At 69.2% G+C, this 17616-nt stretch carries 23 protein-coding genes; 9 read left to right on the top strand and 14 right to left on the bottom strand.

Going from position 1 to position 17616, the window contains the following annotated elements; all coding sequences use genetic code 11:
- Positions 1 to 21: 21 nt before the first annotated feature.
- Both HH310_RS12710 and HH310_RS12705 read left to right on the top strand, forming a co-directional pair.
- Positions 22 to 1170, top strand: a complete 1149-nt coding sequence (locus tag HH310_RS12710) for an FUSC family protein (protein WP_312034010.1) — start codon at positions 22 to 24, stop codon at positions 1168 to 1170.
- 52 nt (positions 1171 to 1222) lie between these two features.
- The gene (locus tag HH310_RS12705) at positions 1223 to 2971 is read left to right on the top strand and encodes a PrsW family intramembrane metalloprotease (RefSeq protein WP_169175715.1); all 1749 of its coding nucleotides are present in this window, start codon (positions 1223 to 1225) and stop codon (positions 2969 to 2971) included.
- A 113-nt stretch (positions 2972 to 3084) separates the two neighbouring features.
- On the opposite strand, the gene HH310_RS12700 is transcribed toward HH310_RS12705, so the two are convergent.
- Positions 3085 to 3381, bottom strand: a complete 297-nt coding sequence (locus HH310_RS12700) for a co-chaperone GroES (protein ID WP_133876913.1) — start codon at positions 3379 to 3381, stop codon at positions 3085 to 3087.
- A gap of 171 nt (positions 3382 to 3552) precedes the next feature.
- Here HH310_RS12700 and HH310_RS12695 point away from each other — a divergent pair, with 171 nt between their 5' ends.
- Positions 3553 to 4809, top strand: coding sequence for an AI-2E family transporter (locus tag HH310_RS12695; protein ID WP_396027514.1), 1257 nt, complete (start codon positions 3553 to 3555; stop codon positions 4807 to 4809).
- A gap of 117 nt (positions 4810 to 4926) precedes the next feature.
- On the opposite strand, the gene HH310_RS12690 is transcribed toward HH310_RS12695, so the two are convergent.
- The 5 genes from HH310_RS12690 to HH310_RS12675 form a co-directional block, all read right to left on the bottom strand.
- On the bottom strand, positions 4927 to 5259 hold the full coding sequence (locus HH310_RS12690; RefSeq protein ID WP_169175713.1) for a DUF1416 domain-containing protein: 333 nt from the start codon (positions 5257 to 5259) through the stop codon (positions 4927 to 4929).
- Between the two features lie 2 nt (positions 5260 to 5261).
- A complete protein-coding gene (locus HH310_RS12685) occupies positions 5262 to 6110 on the bottom strand; it encodes a sulfurtransferase (RefSeq protein WP_169175712.1) in 849 nt (282 codons plus the stop codon).
- Between the two features lie 164 nt (positions 6111 to 6274).
- Positions 6275 to 6352, bottom strand: a complete 78-nt coding sequence (locus HH310_RS45330; RefSeq protein WP_312034049.1) for an Ms5788A family Cys-rich leader peptide — start codon at positions 6350 to 6352, stop codon at positions 6275 to 6277.
- 69 nt (positions 6353 to 6421) lie between these two features.
- Positions 6422 to 7210 (bottom strand): DUF2993 domain-containing protein, encoded by a 789-nt coding sequence (locus tag HH310_RS12680; protein WP_312034009.1) that lies wholly within the window; start codon positions 7208 to 7210, stop codon positions 6422 to 6424.
- A 75-nt stretch (positions 7211 to 7285) separates the two neighbouring features.
- The gene (locus HH310_RS12675; RefSeq protein WP_312034007.1) at positions 7286 to 8293 is read right to left on the bottom strand and encodes a hypothetical protein; all 1008 of its coding nucleotides are present in this window, start codon (positions 8291 to 8293) and stop codon (positions 7286 to 7288) included.
- A gap of 355 nt (positions 8294 to 8648) precedes the next feature.
- Between HH310_RS12675 and HH310_RS12670 the strand changes: the two genes are divergently transcribed.
- Positions 8649 to 9518, top strand: coding sequence for a tyrosine-type recombinase/integrase (locus tag HH310_RS12670; protein ID WP_169175711.1), 870 nt, complete (start codon positions 8649 to 8651; stop codon positions 9516 to 9518).
- Here HH310_RS12670 and HH310_RS12665 read toward each other — a convergent pair.
- Positions 9515 to 9832 (bottom strand): hypothetical protein, encoded by a 318-nt coding sequence (locus HH310_RS12665; protein WP_169175710.1) that lies wholly within the window; start codon positions 9830 to 9832, stop codon positions 9515 to 9517. The two genes, HH310_RS12670 and HH310_RS12665, sit on opposite strands and share 4 nt — an antisense overlap.
- 156 nt (positions 9833 to 9988) lie before the next feature.
- On the opposite strand from HH310_RS12665, the gene HH310_RS45325 reads away from it, so the two are divergent.
- Entirely contained in the window at positions 9989 to 10297 is a 309-nt protein-coding gene (locus HH310_RS45325) for a hypothetical protein (protein ID WP_312034006.1), read from the top strand.
- Between the two features lie 158 nt (positions 10298 to 10455).
- On the opposite strand, the gene HH310_RS12655 is transcribed toward HH310_RS45325, so the two are convergent.
- A complete protein-coding gene (locus HH310_RS12655; protein ID WP_169175709.1) occupies positions 10456 to 10701 on the bottom strand; it encodes a hypothetical protein in 246 nt (81 codons plus the stop codon).
- A 184-nt stretch (positions 10702 to 10885) separates the two neighbouring features.
- A complete protein-coding gene (locus HH310_RS12650) occupies positions 10886 to 11134 on the bottom strand; it encodes a hypothetical protein (protein ID WP_169175708.1) in 249 nt (82 codons plus the stop codon).
- Between the two features lie 235 nt (positions 11135 to 11369).
- On the opposite strand from HH310_RS12650, the gene HH310_RS12645 reads away from it, so the two are divergent.
- The 3 genes from HH310_RS12645 (at position 11370) to HH310_RS12635 (ending at position 12171) form a co-directional block, all read left to right on the top strand.
- Positions 11370 to 11591: an AlpA family transcriptional regulator gene (locus tag HH310_RS12645; protein WP_169175707.1), complete on the top strand. Its 222-nt coding sequence runs from the start codon at positions 11370 to 11372 to the stop codon at positions 11589 to 11591.
- A gap of 139 nt (positions 11592 to 11730) precedes the next feature.
- Positions 11731 to 11871 carry a hypothetical protein gene (locus HH310_RS12640; RefSeq protein WP_169175706.1) on the top strand — a complete coding sequence of 47 codons (141 nt, stop codon included), beginning with the start codon at positions 11731 to 11733 and terminating at the stop codon, positions 11869 to 11871.
- 93 nt (positions 11872 to 11964) lie between these two features.
- Positions 11965 to 12171, top strand: a complete 207-nt coding sequence (locus HH310_RS12635; RefSeq protein ID WP_169175705.1) for a hypothetical protein — start codon at positions 11965 to 11967, stop codon at positions 12169 to 12171.
- On the opposite strand, the gene HH310_RS12630 is transcribed toward HH310_RS12635, so the two are convergent.
- Positions 12158 to 12382 carry a holin gene (locus HH310_RS12630; RefSeq protein ID WP_169175704.1) on the bottom strand — a complete coding sequence of 75 codons (225 nt, stop codon included), beginning with the start codon at positions 12380 to 12382 and terminating at the stop codon, positions 12158 to 12160. The genes HH310_RS12635 and HH310_RS12630 overlap by 14 nt on opposite strands.
- 65 nt (positions 12383 to 12447) lie before the next feature.
- Between HH310_RS12630 and HH310_RS43140 the strand changes: the two genes are divergently transcribed.
- Positions 12448 to 13224 carry a hypothetical protein gene (locus HH310_RS43140; protein WP_211192063.1) on the top strand — a complete coding sequence of 259 codons (777 nt, stop codon included), beginning with the start codon at positions 12448 to 12450 and terminating at the stop codon, positions 13222 to 13224.
- 12 nt (positions 13225 to 13236) lie between these two features.
- Here HH310_RS43140 and HH310_RS12620 read toward each other — a convergent pair whose 3' ends face one another.
- From HH310_RS12620 to HH310_RS12605, 4 genes are read right to left on the bottom strand one after another with little or no spacing between them, the layout of a single operon-like run.
- Positions 13237 to 13530 carry a hypothetical protein gene (locus tag HH310_RS12620; protein ID WP_169175703.1) on the bottom strand — a complete coding sequence of 98 codons (294 nt, stop codon included), beginning with the start codon at positions 13528 to 13530 and terminating at the stop codon, positions 13237 to 13239.
- Positions 13527 to 14465 carry a hypothetical protein gene (locus tag HH310_RS12615; RefSeq protein WP_169175702.1) on the bottom strand — a complete coding sequence of 313 codons (939 nt, stop codon included), beginning with the start codon at positions 14463 to 14465 and terminating at the stop codon, positions 13527 to 13529. The genes HH310_RS12620 and HH310_RS12615 overlap by 4 nt, the downstream gene beginning before the upstream one ends.
- 8 nt (positions 14466 to 14473) lie before the next feature.
- Positions 14474 to 14917: a hypothetical protein gene (locus HH310_RS12610; RefSeq protein WP_169175701.1), complete on the bottom strand. Its 444-nt coding sequence runs from the start codon at positions 14915 to 14917 to the stop codon at positions 14474 to 14476.
- Between the two features lie 9 nt (positions 14918 to 14926).
- On the bottom strand, positions 14927 to 17611 hold the full coding sequence (locus HH310_RS12605; protein ID WP_169175700.1) for a hypothetical protein: 2685 nt from the start codon (positions 17609 to 17611) through the stop codon (positions 14927 to 14929).
- Positions 17612 to 17616 lie beyond the last annotated feature (5 nt).

Genomic DNA, 17616 nt, shown 5'->3' with positions numbered 1-17616 from the left:
GACGCCCTATGGTCATTGGTTGTGGTGACGGAGCTGGGCAACCGGTCGCGGACCGGCCTGCGTGGCGCGCTGCGGCGGGGTCGCGGCGGGGTCGCGCTCGCCGTCCAGGCCTCGCTCGCCGCCGGACTCGCCTGGTTCGTCGCGCACACCCTGATCGGCACGGCCAGCCCGTACTTCGCGCCGATCGCCGCGGTGATCACGCTGGCCTCGTCGGTCGGGCAGCGCCTGCGCCGCACCACCGAGCTCGTCATCGGCGTCGCCCTCGGCATCGGCCTGGGCGACGCGCTGGTCGTGCTGATCGGCACCGGACCGTGGCAGATCGGGCTGATCGTGCTGCTCGCCGTGCTGGTCGCGACCACGCTGGGCGGCGGGACGTCGCTGGTCGTGCAGGCCGCCTCGTCGGCCGTCCTGGTCGCCACCCTGACGCCGAACACCGGGGCGCCCTGGACCCGGTTCTTCGACGCGCTGATCGGCGGCGGGATCGCGTTGCTGGTGATGACCGTGGTGCTGCCGCTCAACCCGCTGAGCGTGGTGCGCCGGGCGGCGGATCCCGCGTTGCGGGTGCTCGCCAACGGGCTGCACGAGCTGTCCGCCGCGATGAGCGCCCGGGACGCCGACGCGATCGACCGGGTCCTGGACGAGTTGCGCGCGGCCGACCGGTTGTTCACCGGGTTCCAGGACGCGGTCGCCGCCGCCCGCGAGAACGTCGCCTTCGCCCCCGCCCGGTGGCGCAACCGGACCGCGCTGGCCGAGTACGTGGACGGGGCCGACCACGTCACCTGGGCGTCGCGGAACGTCCGGGTGCTGATCCGGCGGGCGCACACCGCGGTCCGTGACGACGAGAAGATCCCGGATTGCCTGCCGGAGGCGCTCGGGCTGCTCGGCGACGCGGTCGACCTGCTGCGGCAGGAGTGGGCGAAAGGGGTCGAGCCCGCGGCTACCCGGGAACGGGCGCTGGCGGCGGCTGCGGAGGCGGGGAAGGCGTACGGGGAAGGGGTGGGGTTTTCCGGGGGTGTGGTGGTGGCGCAGATCCGCACCGCGGCGACCGATCTGCTGCGCGCCACCGGCATCGACCACAACGAGGCGCCGCGGATGGTGCGCGACGCGGTCGGCTGGCGGATGCGGCGGCGAGGGCGGCGGAGGCGGCCGCAAACCCGGCTTGATCATTAGAGGGTCCTCCTCGGGCCCTCGCGCCTGAGTGCGGATGACTACGCTTGCTTGCATGGCCGACGTTTCGCCGGGCGGAGCACCCGCACCGGAAACCCCGGTGCCGCAGTCCGCGCCGGAATCCCCGGTTCCGCAGCCGCCCGCGCCGGAATGGGTGGTTGCGCCGCCTGCTGCCCCGCAGACCACCGCTGTGGCGGCCCCGGTGGCGCTTGCCGGGGTCGCGCCGGCCGAGACGGCGGACGGGCTGCTGGCCCGGGAGCGGCGGAAGAACGGCTGGCGGCGCTGGCTGCCGATGGCCGGGATCATCACGTTCCTGATGCTGGTGGCCATCGGCCTGTTGCTCTTCCTGGGCGTCCGGATGGGCCCGGCGGCTCTCGCGATCGGTCTGATCGCCGCCGTCCTGCCGGTGCCGCTGCTGGTCGGTGCGTTCCTCTGGCTCGACCGGTACGAGCCCAACCCGCTTCGCTACCTGGCCTTCTGCTTCGTCTGGGGGGCCGTGGTCGCGACGTCGGTCGCGCTCGGCGTCAACACGCTGGCGGCCAACCTCTTCGACCGATGGGGTCTCTCGGATTCGCTGGTCGCGGTCCTGGTCGCACCGTTCATCGAGGAGTCGATGAAGGCACTCGGCCCGATCCTGCTGCTCTGGCGCCGCCGCGCCGACTGGTCCGGCATCACCGACGGCATCGTCTACGTCGGTCTCTCCGCGCTCGGCTTCGCCATGGTGGAGAACGTGCTCTACCTGGGCGGTCACGGCTACCAGGCGGGCGTCGAGCAGTACGGCCCGGCGACCGGCCTGATGAACCTGTTCGCGGTGTTCATCGTGCGCATCCTGTTCACCGGCTTCGCGCATCCGCTGTTCACCTCGATGACCGGCATCGGCCTGGGCATCTCGTCGCGCTCGGCGGACCGCCGGGTGCGCTGGCTCGCGCCGATCGCCGGCCTGCTCGCGGCGATGATGCTGCACGGCACGTTCAACCTGCTGCCGACGCTCACCGTCAAATTCGAACAACCGTTGATCATGCTGTACGGGTATCTCGGGTTCATGGTGCCGCTGTTCTTCGCGGTGCTCGGCTTCGCGATCGCGCTGCGCAGCTGGGAGGGCCGGCTCACCGAGCGGATCCTGCCCTACTACGTCCGCACCGGCTGGTTCGCGCCGCCCGAGGTGGCCGCGCTCGGCAGCCTCGGACGCCGGCACTCGGCGCGGCAGTGGGCCAAACGGGTCTCCGGCGACGCCGGGCAGCGGGCGATGCGCAGCTTCCAGTCCGCGTCCACGCAGCTGGCCCTGCTCCGCGACGGTCTGCAGCGCGGGCTCACCCAGCGCCCGGAGGACCTGAGCCGGGCCCAGCTCCAGGAGCAGCGGCTGCTGTCCGAGATCACCGGCTACCGGACGCTGTTCAACGGCCGCGATCCGCAGACGCCGCGCGCGTTCTGGAACGGTGCGGACTATCAGATCGCGTTCCCGGACGGGGTCACGCGCACGGTGGCCGCCCCCGACGAGCCGGTCGTCCCGGTCCCGGTGAGCTATGCGCCGCAGCCCGTGTACGGCGGTTATCCGGGTTACCCGGGGTACGGGCCGCCGCCGTTCGCCGCCGCGCCGTACGCCTACCAGCCGGCTCCGTCGTATCCGCAAATGCCGGCCTCGCCGTACGGGCAGCCATCGGCCCCGCCGTACGGGCAGCCGCCGGTGTCTTATGCGCAACCGACGGCGTCGCCCTATGCCGAACCGCCCAACCAGCAGCCGACGCCCGAACCGGAGCCGTTACAGCCGGACCACCAACCCTGGCAGCCACCGCGGGCGGGCTGACGCTCGTCACCGGAGGTTTGAAAGGCGCGAAAGGCCGGGCAACCAGAGGGCCGGGCGGCCCGAAGCAGCGGAGGCCGGCCGAGAAGTTCAGAGGCGGAGGCCGGCCGAAAATGTCAGAGGTAGAGGCCGGTGCCGTCCGGCTCGACCCGGCTGGCGGCGACGGCGTGCACGTCGCGCTCGCGCAGCAGCACATACTCGCGGCCGTGAAGCTCCACCTCGGAACGGTCGTCCGGGTCGAACAGCACCCGGTCGCCCACCACGATCGACCGCACGTTGGGCCCGACCCCCACGGCCGTCGCCCAGGACAACCGGCGGCCCATCGACGCGGTCGCCGGGATGACGATGCCGGCCGAGGATCGGCGCTCGCCCTCCCCACCGTCCTGCCGGACGAGAACCCGGTCGTGCAGCATGCGGATGGGCAGAGCGGTGTCGGTTCGGGCATCGGTGCTCACGAGCAGACGGTACGCCCGTCCGGATCCACCGCATGCTTCGGTAGGCCTGGTGTTGACGGGGTACTGTGCGGCGCCGGGCCACTACGGTGGTAGCGGGATCGTGATGGCGAGGGGGTGGCGTTGACCAGGTTGCAACGGGTTCGGGACAACCTCAAGAAGGCCTACGATTCCGGCCGCGAGTCGGTGCGTCTCGCGCGGGCCGAGGACGGCGTCGGCGAGGAGCCGGGGCACGAGGTCGAGTTCGAGGTTCCGCCGCCCCAGACCGACAACAATCACCATTCGACCAGCAGCCGGGACGACTCCGAGGTTCCGCATTCGCTGCGCATCGCGGCCGCGTGGAGTTGGCGGCTGATCGTGGTCGGCGTGCTCGGCTGGGCGTTGCTGCATTTCATCGGGATCATCCGCATCGTCGTGGTCCCGCTGGCCATCGCGCTGCTCTTGTCGGCCTTGCTTGCTCCGGCCGTGGGGTGGTTGCTGCGGTTGCGCCTGCCGCCGTCGCTGGCCACCTTCCTGGTGCTCTTCGGCGGCATAGCGGTGATCGGCGGCACCCTCACGCTGGTGATCAACCAGTTCGTGAACGGGGTGCCGGAGCTGACCCAGAACGCGAGCGAGGGCGTCCGGCAGATCCAGACCTGGGCGCGCACCGGGCCGCTGCATCTATCCGACGACCAGGTGAACTCGGCGATCGACAGCGCCCAGCAGTGGATCAACTCGAACACCGACAAGCTGACCTCGACCGGCATCGCCACCGCGACCACGTTGTTCGAGGTGCTCACCGGGGCGCTGCTGGTGCTCTTCTCGACGTTCTTCTTCCTGCGCGATGGGCGGAAGATCTTTCGGTTCGTGGTGCGCCTGTTCCCGGTCAACGCGCGCTGGTCGCTGGCCGACGCCGGGGACGCGTCGTGGCGCACGCTCGGGTCGTACGTGCGGGCCACCGTGCTGGTCGCCTTCATCGACGCGGTCGGCATCGGCATCGCGCTGGTCGTGCTGAACATCCAGTTTCCGTTGCCGCTGGCCGCGCTCGTGTTCCTGGGCGCGTTCGTCCCGATCGTCGGGGCCAGCGTGTCCGGCGCGGTGGCGGTCCTGGTCGCGCTGGTCGACAAGGGCTGGGTGGTCGCGCTGATCGTGCTGGGCGCGGTGATCCTCGTGCAGCAGCTCGAGGGCCACGTCCTGCAGCCGCTGATCATGGGCCGCGCGGTGGCGATCCATCCGCTCGTGGTGATCATCGGGATCGCGTCCGGCGTGATCCTGGCCGGCATCATCGGCGCGCTGGTGGCGGTCCCGCTGATCGCCGTGCTGAACACGGGCATCCGCCGTCTGTCCCGCCGCCGTCCGGAGGTGCCCCCCACCGCAGTTGTGGTGGGCGGCGCCGATACAGCCAAATAAGCCGATTTAAGGCATAAAAAGGGCGTGGCGTGCGGGCCTGCAGCGAGCGTGTCCACATTGCAAAGGTGGGGCCCCAACGCGGGACCCCACCTTCTCAACAGAGCGCGAACGTCAAACTCAAACCGCCGCCACGCTGAGCGCGACCTCGTTCACCCCGCGCGTCGCATCCAGGGTCAGGTCGCCATTGCCGGAGCGGCTCAGGGCGCGCAGCGTCCACGAGCCGGGGGCCGCGAAGAAGCGGAACACACCGTCCGGAGAGGACACGACTTCGGCCGTGAACTCACCGGACGAGTCGAGCAGCCGCACGTAGGCACCGGCGACCGGCGCACCATCAGCGCTGCTGACGATGCCGGTGATGACCGTTTCCTTCTCCAGGTCGACGCTGGCCGGAATCGGCGCCGACTGGTCCGGAGCCCCGCAGCCGTCGGCCAGGTCCAGGGAGATGTTCATGCTCAGGCCTCCCCGGACTCGTCGCCGAGGACGATCGGCACGCCGATGAGCGAGCCGTACTCGGTCCAGGAACCGTCGTAGTTCTTGACGTTCTGCTGGCCGAGGATCTCCTTGAGCACGAACCACGTGTGCGAGGAGCGCTCGCCGATGCGGCAGTACGCGATGGTGTCCTTGCTGCCGTCCAGCCCGGCCTCACCGTAGATCTTGGCGAGCTCGTCGTCCGACTTGAACGTGCCGTCCTCGTTCGCCGCCTTGCTCCACGGCACGTTGATCGCGGTCGGGATGTGCCCGCCGCGCTGCGACTGCTCCTGCGGCAGGTGCGCCGGGGCGAGCAGCCGGCCCGCGAACTCGTCGGGGCTGCGCACGTCGACCAGGTTCTGCACGCCGATGGAGGCGACCACCTCGTCGCGGAACGCGCGGATCGAGAGGTCCGGCGCCGACGCCTGGTACGAGGCGCGGGCACGCTGCGGAACGTCCTTCGAGTACGGGCGGGCGTCGAGCTCCCACTTCTTGCGGCCGCCGTCGAGCAGCTTCACGTCGCGGTGGCCGTACAGCTTGAAGTACCAGTAGGCGTACGCGGCGAACCAGTTGTTGTTGCCGCCGTAGAGCACCACGGTGTCGTCGTTGGAGATGCCCCGCTCGGACAGTAACGCCGAGAACTGCGCCTGGTTGACGAAGTCGCGGCGAACCGGGTCCTGCAGGTCCTGCTTCCAGTCGATCTTGACGGCCCCGGGGATGTGCCCGCCGTCGTACGCGGTGGTGTCCTCATCGACCTCGACGAAGACGACGCCCGGGGTTTCCAGGTTTTTTTCCGCCCAGTCGGCGGACACGAGTGCGGTGTCGCGACTCATCGTTTTACTCCCTTGGGGTGAGAGATGGGGGTGAGTCAGCGCACGGATACGTCGCACCGCGCGCGGGACCCAGTGGTGACAGGTTGGGTTCTCGGGCTGTTGTGCGACGGCGCCACTGCCGGCAGAGAGAAAGAGCTAGAACGTGCTCAGCACAAGTGGCCCCGTCAGATGACAGGGCGACACAGGCAGGCGGCCATGCGGCACAGGTCGACCGCACGCCTCTTGGTGAGCATCGGGCTCATAGACACGGACCCTACCAGCGGTTCCTATCGGCGGGACAGGAGCGACCACCTTTCGGGAAGAGTCCGATATCACAGCCCGCCCGAGTTGAGCGCCACGTCGCGTGCCGCGGCCGTCACTTTCAGGCCGTCCGGCGCGGCCTCGACCTTCTGCAGGGCCAGCTTCAGCGGCAGCGCCGGCACCCGCAGATCAAGAGCCAACTTCTGCGCGTACGAGTTGACGAGGTTCTGCACGAGCGGGATGTCCGGCAGCCCCGCGGCCTTGACGTCGGAGAACCGGACCTGCACGGCACCGCCCTTGACCGTCAGCTCGGCCGTACCGGTCACGTTGTAGGTCTGGCCGAGCGCCTGCACCGGTGCCGTCCCCACCAGCTTGCCGCCCTGCTCGGAAAGCTTCAGGCCGGGCTGGTCGATCAGCTCGGCGACCTGGCTGTACGGGATCGTGGCGGTGCCGGTCACGGTCGACGCCACGATGTCGCCGTTGCCGGAGCGCAGCGTGTCGAGCGGGGCCTTGACATCCCCGGCGCGGATGTCGAGCAGCGGCACCGCGATCGTCTTGTCGTTGCCGGCCGGCCCGGAGAAGTCGCGCAGCTCGATCTTGATCGCCTGGTAGCGCCCGCCGGCCACCTGGGTCAGGAACGGGAAGCCCTCGATCGTGACGTCCGGCTTCTCGCTGGTCGCCTTCTGCTGCGCCACCTGGTCGGAGACCTTGTCGCCGATCACCCGTTCCGCGTACGACGCGGCCACCCGGTCGGCCACCGCCAGCAGGCCGACCACGATGATCACCAAGACGATGAACGTGATCAGCAGGCGCCGTCCCCAGCGCTTGCGGGGCCGCCCCGTCCCATAGATCTCGCCCACCGAAAAGACCCCTCGTCGTCCGCCCGTACTTGTCGAGGAACGTACATGCCCGGATCCACCATCGGGCCAAACGGGTCAGGCGATGTACCAGTGGGCCATCGCGTACGCGAACGGCATGACCAGCGCGAAAGCCCCCAGCGGGCCCTGCATGTGCCGGGCCAGCCAGAACGTCGGCGCGTCCCCGGCCAGCCGGCGCCCGGCCTCGCCGAAGTTCACCGCCAGATCGACCAGGTTCGCGATGACCGCGGCGATCAGGCCCACCACCGCGCCCTTGGCCGGGGTGAACGGCAGCACCAGCACGCTGCCCAGCCCGGCGGCGGCCAGCGTGCCCAGCATGGCGCCGAGCACGATGCCGGCCGCGCCGCGCGGCACCTGCGCCGCGATCCGGGGCTTCGGGAAGATCGCGTCGGTGACCCGGGAGACCAGCAGGCTGACCGCCGTCGCCGCGGCCGCGACGATCACCGTCTGGGTGCCGACCTCCTGCCGGGTGAGGACGATCGGGATCGCGTACGCCACGACACCGAGCACGATCAGCAAGGTGGTACGCCACGAGTCGCTGATGCGGGACCTGTCCCCGGCCCGGACGAACTGCCCGATCAGCGCCGCCGCGAAGCCGCCCAGGGCCACCAGCAACAGCGGGAGCAGGCCCGGAGGCGTACGGGAAATGGACAGGTAGTCGGCGATGAGCGCGACCACCGCGCTGATGCTCGCCGTGGTCTTGGCCGCCGGCGGGTTCAGCGCCATGGTCCAGGCCAGCAGATAGAGCAGCTGAACCCCGAACAGCACCACCGCGAACGGCCAGCGTGAGTCCGGCGCCGAGGTCTGCGCGCCGAGGATCAGCGCGAGCCCGAGCAGCGCCGAGAAGCCGGCGATCGCCACCGACAGCTGCCGGCGGACCGGGACGACCTCGATCTCCTCGATCTCCTCGAGCTCCTCGTCGTCCTCCGGCTCGCGATCGTCGGGCTCCCGAGGGGGCTCGTCGGGCACGGCGCCGTACAGGCCGGCGGGTGGCCGCTTGGACCGCGCGATCTCTCGCGAGGCGTCAGCGTCCCAGGCGTCGTCCTGCGGCATGGAGGGGAACACGGATGCGATCGTGCCAGAAGCGCCCCGTGAGCCCAATTCACGGACGCGCCCTTGTTAAAGGTCGGTTTGACGCGAGGTGGCCGAAAGGCTGACCCGAGCCGGGCGGATCCGGTGCCGGTCTCGCCGATGCGGCGGCAGCGGGTGGACGTCAGTCGGCCGGTCTCGGCCATCCCGGCGAACCAACGAAGGCCGCAACCTGTTAGGCGCGGCGGCGCTCGGCCGAACTGACCGGCCGATCGGCGATTGTGAATCGATCTCACGAACGGAAGCCTCGGAGATCATCAAAACAGAGCCCCCGGCATACGGCGCGGCCACGCCAACCGAGGGCTCCGGACCGCAGAGAGGACCTGCAGTCGTGGAGACATTAACCACAGAACCCGCCGAACGCGCGGCGACCGACCTGATCGCCCAGTACGAGGCCTACCTGAAGTTCAAGCGCAAGGCCGCGACAACCATCGAGATTTACATCCCGGTCCTGCGCGCGATGGACCGCGACCTGCCGGCCGGGCTTGCCTGCGCCACCACCGACGAGATCCACGCCTGGATCTATAACCCCGAGCGCGAGCGGGGCGACAGCACGTACGCGTTCTACAGCACGATCGCCCGCGGCTTCGGGAAGTGGGCGTCGAACCCCCTTGAGCCGCGCGTCGACTTCAACGCGAGCGCGCTCCTGCCGCAGATCCGCGGCGACGCGGAGCAGGAGGCCGAGCCGGTCACCGAGCAGGAGCTGGCGGACATCCTGGCCCGGGCCAGGGAGCCATACCTCGACCTGTACTTCCTGGCTGCGTTCGCCGGCATGCGCTGCATCGAGATCTCTCACACGCAGCGGCAGCACATGACGAAGGAGAAGGTCCGGATCTACGGCAAGGGCGGCAAGTGGCGGTCGGTGCCGACACACCCCGCGATCTGGGAGCGCTTCTGCGACCGGCCGGCCGGGCCGCTCGCCCTGGACGTCGCCGGCGTCCCGATGGACCGCAAGAAGGTGATCGCCGCAGGGAACCGACACCTGCAGCAGAGCCTCGGATACAAGGAGCGGTCGATGCACTCGTTCCGCAAGCGGTTCGCGACCCAGGTGTACGAGGACTCCGGCCACGACATCATGCTGGTCAAGGACCTACTCGGGCATGCATTCGTCAGCACCACCCAGCGGTACGTCGGCATCAACAAGGCCCGCCAGGCCGCCGTGGTGGCCGGCCTGGCGGTGCCGACGAGGATCAACCCTTAGGAGATGATCCGGGGCCGGCGGTGGTGGGCGCCGATCCTGCGGGTCTCCTTCTGGTCAAACCGCACGCGGGTGCGGATCTCGTGTCCGACGAACTCGACCCGGGGCGTACGCCTCGGGTCGAGGTGTTCCTCGCGTGCGACGACCACGACGGTGGCCGGCCCGGCGTCGATGGTCTTGTTGATCAGGTCCCAGTCGTACAGAACGCTGTAGAGCGTGTAGCCGTGCTGCTCGATGTGGGCCAGGCACTGCTGGGCGTACGTGCCTTCGAGGGTTTCGCCCTCAGGTAGGTAGATGATCGCGTAGATCGTGTCCACGGCAGGTTGTCCCCGTCCCTTCGTGTCCTTTGGTGATCATGTGGGGACGGCTAGTTAACGCCCGCGTTACGACAAGTGAGATCAGCCTCACCGTGGATCATGTGTGCACGTTTTAATCGAAGTCGGTCGAAACGTCCACAACGGACTCCGCTGGCCGTGCCGAAAGATCCGACCTTTATTGACGCCCAGCTCAGCGTGCGTATTCTGGCGCAGCTATTCGCCCTGCGGAAGTCCCCTACGGAAGCCTTAGCGTGCAGCCTCGTGGCGAAACTGGACGTGATGGGCACCGCGGAAATCGCGGTGCGCCTCGGCGTGGGCACCCGCCGCGCCCGTCAGATCGCCATGATGAAGGGGTTCCCCGAGCCGGCCGCCGAGCTCTCGATCGGAACGATCTGGCTGACCGCCGACGTCGAGGCGTGGATCGCCCAGTTTCGGCCGCACCTGGCGAAAGAAGACCGGGCCTAGCCGCTCGGAGTTGCGGCCAGGCCCGGCTGGGGATCGATCACGGTTCCCGGGGTCATCCGCCGTGCATCGCGACTCCCCTCCGGGCCCGCCCATAGGCCCTGATCGCCGGGACACGGACCGCCGTCACGACACTGCGACGGCGGGGATCGGGGCCGGGGTTATAGCCGCGCGGGCAGGTGGCCGGCACGCATCTGGTACTCGCCGTCGACGAGCTGCACGTAGAAGCTCCGGGCGTTCCGGTGCTGACCCTCCGGTTCGACGACCACCCCGCGCAGCCAGGTCCAGCCCGGCTGGGCCGCGCCATAGCCGGTCGGCTCCCCGATGTACTCGATGACGAAGTCGTGGAGTCCGTCCGGCCACTTGATAGGGACGAGGTCGCCGGGCCTGGGCGGTTGGGTGCTCATCTGGTCAACCTCGCAATCAGGACGCGGATGGTGTCGTGGTCCGTGTCGGGCAGGCGGATGTCGCGCTCTAGGGCGCCGAGGATGGCTACCTGGTCGGCGGGGCTGAGCTCCAGGCGCAGACGTGGCGTGCGCGCCGCGTTCTTCTGGCCAGCTGCTGGGGGCTCGGGGTACGAGTCACGGGTACTCACCATCGGCGCCACTGGCCGCGTTGGTCCCTCCAGCCGGGCTGAAGCTGCCACTCTTCGAGCGGCCCGAACTCGCGGCTGGGCGTCACGTTGTTCAGCCGGACGTAGTACAGCCAGGCCTCGCCGGGCACAGTCCGCGAGACGACCGCGTAACGCTGGAACTGGAGGATGTAGTCGTCGCGGTCACGTGGCATGACGGTGACCTCGGCGCCGATCCCGAAGACGAGTTGATCGCGGGCCCTGATCAATGTTGCGCCTCCCCTGCGTCGAGAGGGTGACGCAGCGACGACGCAGGTCAGTCACCACGCCACCCCCGTCCGGGGTGACGACGGCGGGCGGGAGCGTACCCCCCACGTGATCATCCGACGGTGCCGAGAAAGTTCCGCCGACGTCAGCTCGGGACTATACGCTGGGATATGACATGCGCATAGAACTTCCGTGTATACACGTGCGCATAGCGTGATCATCTCTAGCGTGCGTGCTATGCCGTCGCGTAGGGACATCAAGCTGATGGGGCCCGCAGAGATCGGCCGACGTCTCGGTGGAGTCGGCCGTGCGCGCGTCTACCAGATCACCCAGCGCCGCAACTTTCCCGAGCCCATCGCCAAGCTGGAGATGGGCTACGTCTGGCTAGCCGACGACGTCGAGGAATGGGTCCGCCAGCACCGGCCCGAGATCGCCGACGGGCCTGAAGGCCCGGAGTAGCTGTGCCCCGGCATCGCAGACATTCCGGCCGGGCGAACTTGCTTAAGCGATCGCCCGATTGGCCGGTCATCGACGCCGATCATCCACAACGGACCACCGGCACGTGCATGGAACGCGCGGCGGCTTCACTCTGTGGAACATGTCGAGTCTCGATCGGGCAAACCGCCGGCTGAACCGCGCCAGTCGCATCGTCGGATTCCTCGCCACGCTGTGGCTGATCGGCTTCTGGAGCATCGTCATCGCGGCCGTTGGCCTCGGCGTCTACGTGCTTGTCGGCTAGTCGACAAGCGCAAAAACGCGGGCCCCTGTGGATAGCCGTGAGGCTTATCCACAGGGGCCTGCGTCATGTCGATGGGTTGGCTACCGTCCCACTATGGACGAGTTAGCGAAGCGGATCGAGCAGAGACTGATCGCGGCCGCGGACGCAGCCGAGCGCGCGGGGCTGCTACCTCCGCCACCCGAAGAGCGTGGCCACGGCCTGGCCGTCGAAGGTTGGGAGTACGGCGACCCGCTGATCCTGCTGACGGTGGCCGACGTGGCACGGATCGCGGCAGATGAGGCGCGTGCTACTCGGCCTTGACCGCGCTCGGGCTGTCCGGCTCGCCGACGCCGGACGTCACGATCGACGTCAGCACGGACGCCAGGGTGGCCAGTCCGGCGACGTCGAGCGTGTGGCCCCAGGCCAGATCGGTAATGCCGAGGCCGTCGACGGCGATCAGCGCGAGCGAGGTCTGCGCGAACGTCTTGATCGCGCGCTCGATCGTCTGTTTCCAGAACTGCTTGGTGAGCATGAGTGCCTCCCTAAACTTTGCAATCTCTCGTTGCATCACTTTGCAATGTGTGGTTGCATAGATGCATGACGACGTTCGACCTCACGAACCGCCCGACCGAGATCACGACCGCCGACGGCATCACCGTCGAGATCCGCTGGGACGCCGAGTGGCGGCGGCCCGACACCCGCCAGGCCGACACCTGGCACGTCGAGCGCGGCCACTGCGCGAACCTGCACGGCCGGCCCGGGCACCCCGACCCGTTCGCCGAGCCGACGATCGGTGAACAGTGGCGCTACACCTGGATGGACCGGCCGACCAGCATCGAGGGCATCGACGACGCCGACATGGACGACGCGATCGCGCTGCTCGTCGACGTCGGCCGCGCCATCCGGACGTCGGCCACCTTGCGCCGGCAGCGCACCGAGCGCACCATCGAGGTCCTGCAGACCCACGGCGACGCGCGGCACGCCGCGCTGACCTCCGGCACGCCCGGCCCGGAACGCTGGCAGGCACACCAGACCGCCACCGCCCAGCTCCACCGGGTCGTCCTGGCCGCGTTACGCGACCAGCTGCTGAGCGAGGACCAGATCGCCGACGCGTCCGACCTCACTCACGACCAGGTGCGCGCGCTCACGGCGGAGGTCGAGTATGGGCGGCCCGCGACGCAGTACCTCGGCGACGACGCATTCGCGCGACGACTCGGCATCGCCGTCACCACGCTGCGCTCGTACAAGAGCCGAGGCCGCCTGCCCAAGCCGGACATCGAGCTCGGCGGCGCCGACGGCTGGTCGGTCGAGACCGTCGAGACGTACGCCGCGACCAAGCTGGGCCAGGGCACCCGCACCGACCTGATGCACTGACCGCAGCCTGCGCTAGCGGGTGAGCGCTACCGCAACCGCTACGGCCAGCGACGCGATCGCCAGCAGCACGGTCACCGACGTGATCGGCCACCGCGACTTCTCGATCGTCCGGATCCGCGACTCGTGGTCGAGCAGCTGCTGCGCGGCACTGGCCAGCGGACGCAGGTCCGCCTCATGCTCCGCGATTATCTGATCGGCGCGGTCCTGCCGCGCCAGCGACGTGTCCACCCGCTGAGTGAGCGCCACCAGCTGCCCGTAGATGTCCGCGAGAGTGATGATCACGCCGCCGTTGGGCGGCTGCGTCACGACGTCGGGAGCGCGTCGATGATCTTGTCCAGCTTCGCCTCGATGCTGGCCACCCTGGCCGGGATGCCGAGCAGCTCGAGAAGCGGTGAGTCCGGCGCGTATCCGGCGGCCTTGGTGCCCGTCTGGTCACCCTTGAGCACGTCGCGCAAGCCGTGCAGGTCCAGGATGAAGTCCTGCAGGTCGCGGCTGGGCCACGCCTTGCTGCCGACCTTGTCGGTGAGTTCCACGTCTTCCCCCTCGGTTGGTGCCGCCCAGCCGGGGGCGACAAGTGCTTTGAGCTGCGCCAGTGTTCCGCGGAACGCATTGGCGTCCGATGTGGTCTGACCGCCGATGGTCGCGGTCGAGCTGTACTGCCAGATGACAGGCATTTGCCCGGAGTAGGTCTGCCAACCGCCGCCTTTGTCGCCGCCCATCCGCGCGTACAGCGACTTGAAATCGCCGGTCGTGTTCGGCAGCGGGTAGCGGGCGTTCCACAACGGGATCGTCAGGCCACGGAGTTCGTCGCCGTACTGGCCTTTCGAGGCGTAGCAGAGCGGCCGCAGCTTGGGCATCTTGGCCATCAGCCGGTTCGCCAGCGTCTGGATGTAGGCCCGGTTCGGTTTGGTCTTCGCCCCGGCCGGCCACTTCTCCGCGTCGATCTGCAGAATGTGCTCGCGGCCCGTCCAGCCAGGGCAGCTGCGGTTCAACACACCCAGCCACCGGTCGGCCTCGCTGGTCGGGTTGCCGTAGAGGTCGGGCCGCGGCACCCAGTAGGTGCCCAGCAGCACCTCGTCCGGATCGGTGCCCTTGACGTATGCCCACCAGTCATCGAGTTCCGTGTCGCCGGCGTTGGAGTCCCCGCCGGCCTTGTGTGTCTGGAAGACGATGCCCTCGCGGATCATCGCGATGGTGTTGGGCAGGTCGTAGTGCGAGACGTCCGAGCCGTAGATCGTCATCGTTCTCCTTAGGGCTCTTCGTAGGTGCCGGCCCAGCGGACGATGTCGCCGGACGCGAGGGTGAACGGAATGGTGTTCGTGACGAGGCCACCGGTCGGAGCGCCGATGAGGACGTAGGGCACGGCAGAGGCCATTGACGTGGAGGTGAGGTAGCCGGCCGTACCGGCTGAGACGTCGAGCAGCATCGCCGAGCCGATGTAGTCGATGGCCGCGTTCGGGGTGGAGGGCAGCCCGAACCGCAGGAAGCTGGTGCCGGTGACCGTGGTCGAACCCCAGGTCATGCGGGCGACGTAGAAGACCGTCTTGCCCATGCGCAGGTAGCGGCCGACGAGGCTGCCGTTACCGATCGCGGGGCTGCCGCCGGCAGCCCCGTACGTCGGCGTGAAAGCGGTCCAGGGGCCGAGCTGTGGCAGGAAGTCGTCGAGAAAGATCTCGTCACCGGCGAGCGGCACAGCTGCCTCCTACAGTCCGTATCGTTGTCGGGCGGCGATGCGGATCTCAGCGCCGGCCGGGAGAGGCTTGCTGACCGTGCCGCGGGTGACGGTGGCGGTCTGTTCGTTGGCTCCGGACACCAGCGAGGCGGTCCCCATCGCCGTGACGGTGAGGCGTTCACCCGCGATGACCACGTCGTAGGGCGTGTTCGTCGACCAGGTGATCGCGAGGTTGGTTGTGCGGAAGATCAGCGAGATCGCGCTGTTGGTGACCCCGGTCTTGAGGGTGGTCGTGCGCGGGTTCCACCGCGACTTTTCGTACACGCCGACCTCGCCCCACGGCCCGGTCGGCGCGCAGTTGAGCTCGACCGTCCACGAGTAGGGCTCCAGCCGCTGCGTGTGCCCCAGCGCCGTGATGTCGACCGCGTTGCCGGCCACCTGCGACGGTTCGTTGGCGATCGTGGTCCGGGGGAACGGCTTCGCCGCCCGCCACAGCGGGATCTGCCCGGTGTTGCGGGCCAGCTGCAGCACGATCAGCGGCCACCGGTACTCGTCGACCGTGGTCGTCTTCAAGCGCCAGTTGGCCCAGTCGGGCAGGCGGTCGTCGGTGGCGATGGCGACCGTGGCGCTGTCGTCGAGCAGGTCGACGGCCTCGATAGAGGCGTCGTCCTGGGCGACCGCGCTGGACCCGCCGTCCCGCGTGATCGTCCAGGAGTTGCGCAGCTGCTGGTCGTCGTCGGTCGGCTCTGGCGGCTCGGCGACATCACCGGGCGCGAAGTCGAGCGCGAGCTCGACCGCCCGGTTGTATCGCGCGTACCGGGGCCGGTAGCCGAGCCCGGCACCACGCTCGTACAAGATCCCGAGGTCCGCGGCCTCCGCCGCGTACAACAAGTTCAAAAACGTGTCGACGCGTTGGGCGCCGAGCGGTTCCGAGTCGCCGGGCTCGACGACGAGTTGGACGCCTTGCTCCGCGCAGAGCCGTTTGACGCGGGCGGCGGCGAGTTCGCCGACGTAGCCGTTGGCCGCGTTGATGAACTCGGCGTCGATGAACGGGGGCTCGTGGTTGTACGCGGCTACGGAGGCCATCCGGCCGCCGTTGAAACCGAGCGAGCCCTCGGCGCGCCAGCCGGTCGGCGCCCCGATCGTCCCGGTAGCGGTGTCCGACATGAAGAAACCGCCGCTGATCGTGACGTCGATGCCCGCGATGAGCAGCTTCGCGTCGATCGTGCCGCCGACCTGCGTGACGATCAGGTCGTAGGCGATCCACCGCGGCGGGGTGATCTGGGCCGCGTAGGAGTTGATCGCGCTGATCACGGTGTTGCCGTCGGCGTCGACCCCGGTCAGATACATGCCGGTGGCGTCCAGGTCGAACGTCCAGGTCCGCACCGTCCCGGTCGAGGTGACCTTCATGATCGTGGTCCGGGCCGCCGGCGGGGCGAGCAGCTGCGCGAACCACACCACCGCCCATACCGTGGGCGTGCCCATGGGCAGGAACGACGCCGCGAGCACTGTGCTCGCGGTCATGCCGACGGTCTGCAGGGCGCCGGGCAGTACCGGGCTGTTCTGGCCGAACTCGACGTTGTTGGCGCCGGCTGCCGTACCGCGCGGTAGCGCCGAGGCGGCCGATTTGGCTTCGGACTCGTCCTCGAGCGCCCAGAACGCCCAGGGGCTGTTGCGCAGCACCATCCGGGTGATCGGGGACCGCAGCGGCGTTTTGCCCTGCTGCAGGCGACGCAGGATCCCGGACGAGGTGATCGTGGCGGTCGCGTCCTTACGCGACTTGTCCCAGCGCGGCGGCCATTCCCACACGACGCCGGTGTGTTCGATCGCCTCGATCTCGAGGTCGTCGAAGGACATGATCACGGTGCCGGCGTTGGTGTTCGCCGCCGGCCGCCACGGGCGTAACCCGACCCCGGAGCCCTGGCAGACCGTGTCGTTGGCGGTGACCGTCCACGTCGTCGGTTCCGGCGACGCCTCCTCCCAGATACGTAGCCGGATCGCCGGGCCGTCCCATTGGACGCGTACCTTGATCCGCTCGTTCGCGGAGTAGGTGAACGCGGTCGTCGCCGACGCCAGGTCCGTCAGCGTCCCGCCGGACTGCCGGCCGATGATGCCCTTGACCGCGCCCGAGAGGTCGAGCTCGCACCGCACGTGCAGGTGGTCGGAGCTGTCGGTGTAGCGGACCTGCAGCCCGTAGCGCAGCGAGGCGCCGGTGGCGATCACGGGCGAGCTGACGACGAACGTGGCGTCGCCGTCGCTGCAGCTCGCACCGGTCAGGATCGCCGACTGCGCGAACCCCGCGCCGGTGAACGACACCCGGCCCATGCCGGCGCTGGCCGACCAGCCGCCGCCCTCGAGGGTCCACGGCCCGCCGGTCTCCGGCGTGCCCCAGGTACTGGCCGCCGCAGCCGTCCAGGTCGCCGCGCCAGAGATCGTGCCGACCCGCAACGGGGTGCCCTTGCGGATCTGCCCGTACCACGCGCCGAGGATGTTGCGCGTGCTGAATCGGCCGTCGCGGTTGTCGATCGTCAAGGTGCATTTGCCCGGGTCGACCTTGGATCCTTCGTCCGAGCGGCCGGCCGTGATCTCGATAGCCGACGCGGTGCGCACCCACTGTGTGATGTCGGTCCACACCCACGTCGCCGGATCGGCTTTCGGGCTGCCGCCCAGTGCCAGCTTCACCCGCACGGGCAGCACGGTCTGAGGAAACGCCATGACGC

The organism is Actinoplanes sp. TBRC 11911, assembly GCF_012933445.1.
In the GTDB taxonomy this organism is placed as follows: domain Bacteria; phylum Actinomycetota; class Actinomycetes; order Mycobacteriales; family Micromonosporaceae; genus Actinoplanes.
The sequence above is the reverse complement of the archived record's forward strand: the minus strand, read 5'-3'. Positions and strand labels throughout refer to the sequence as shown.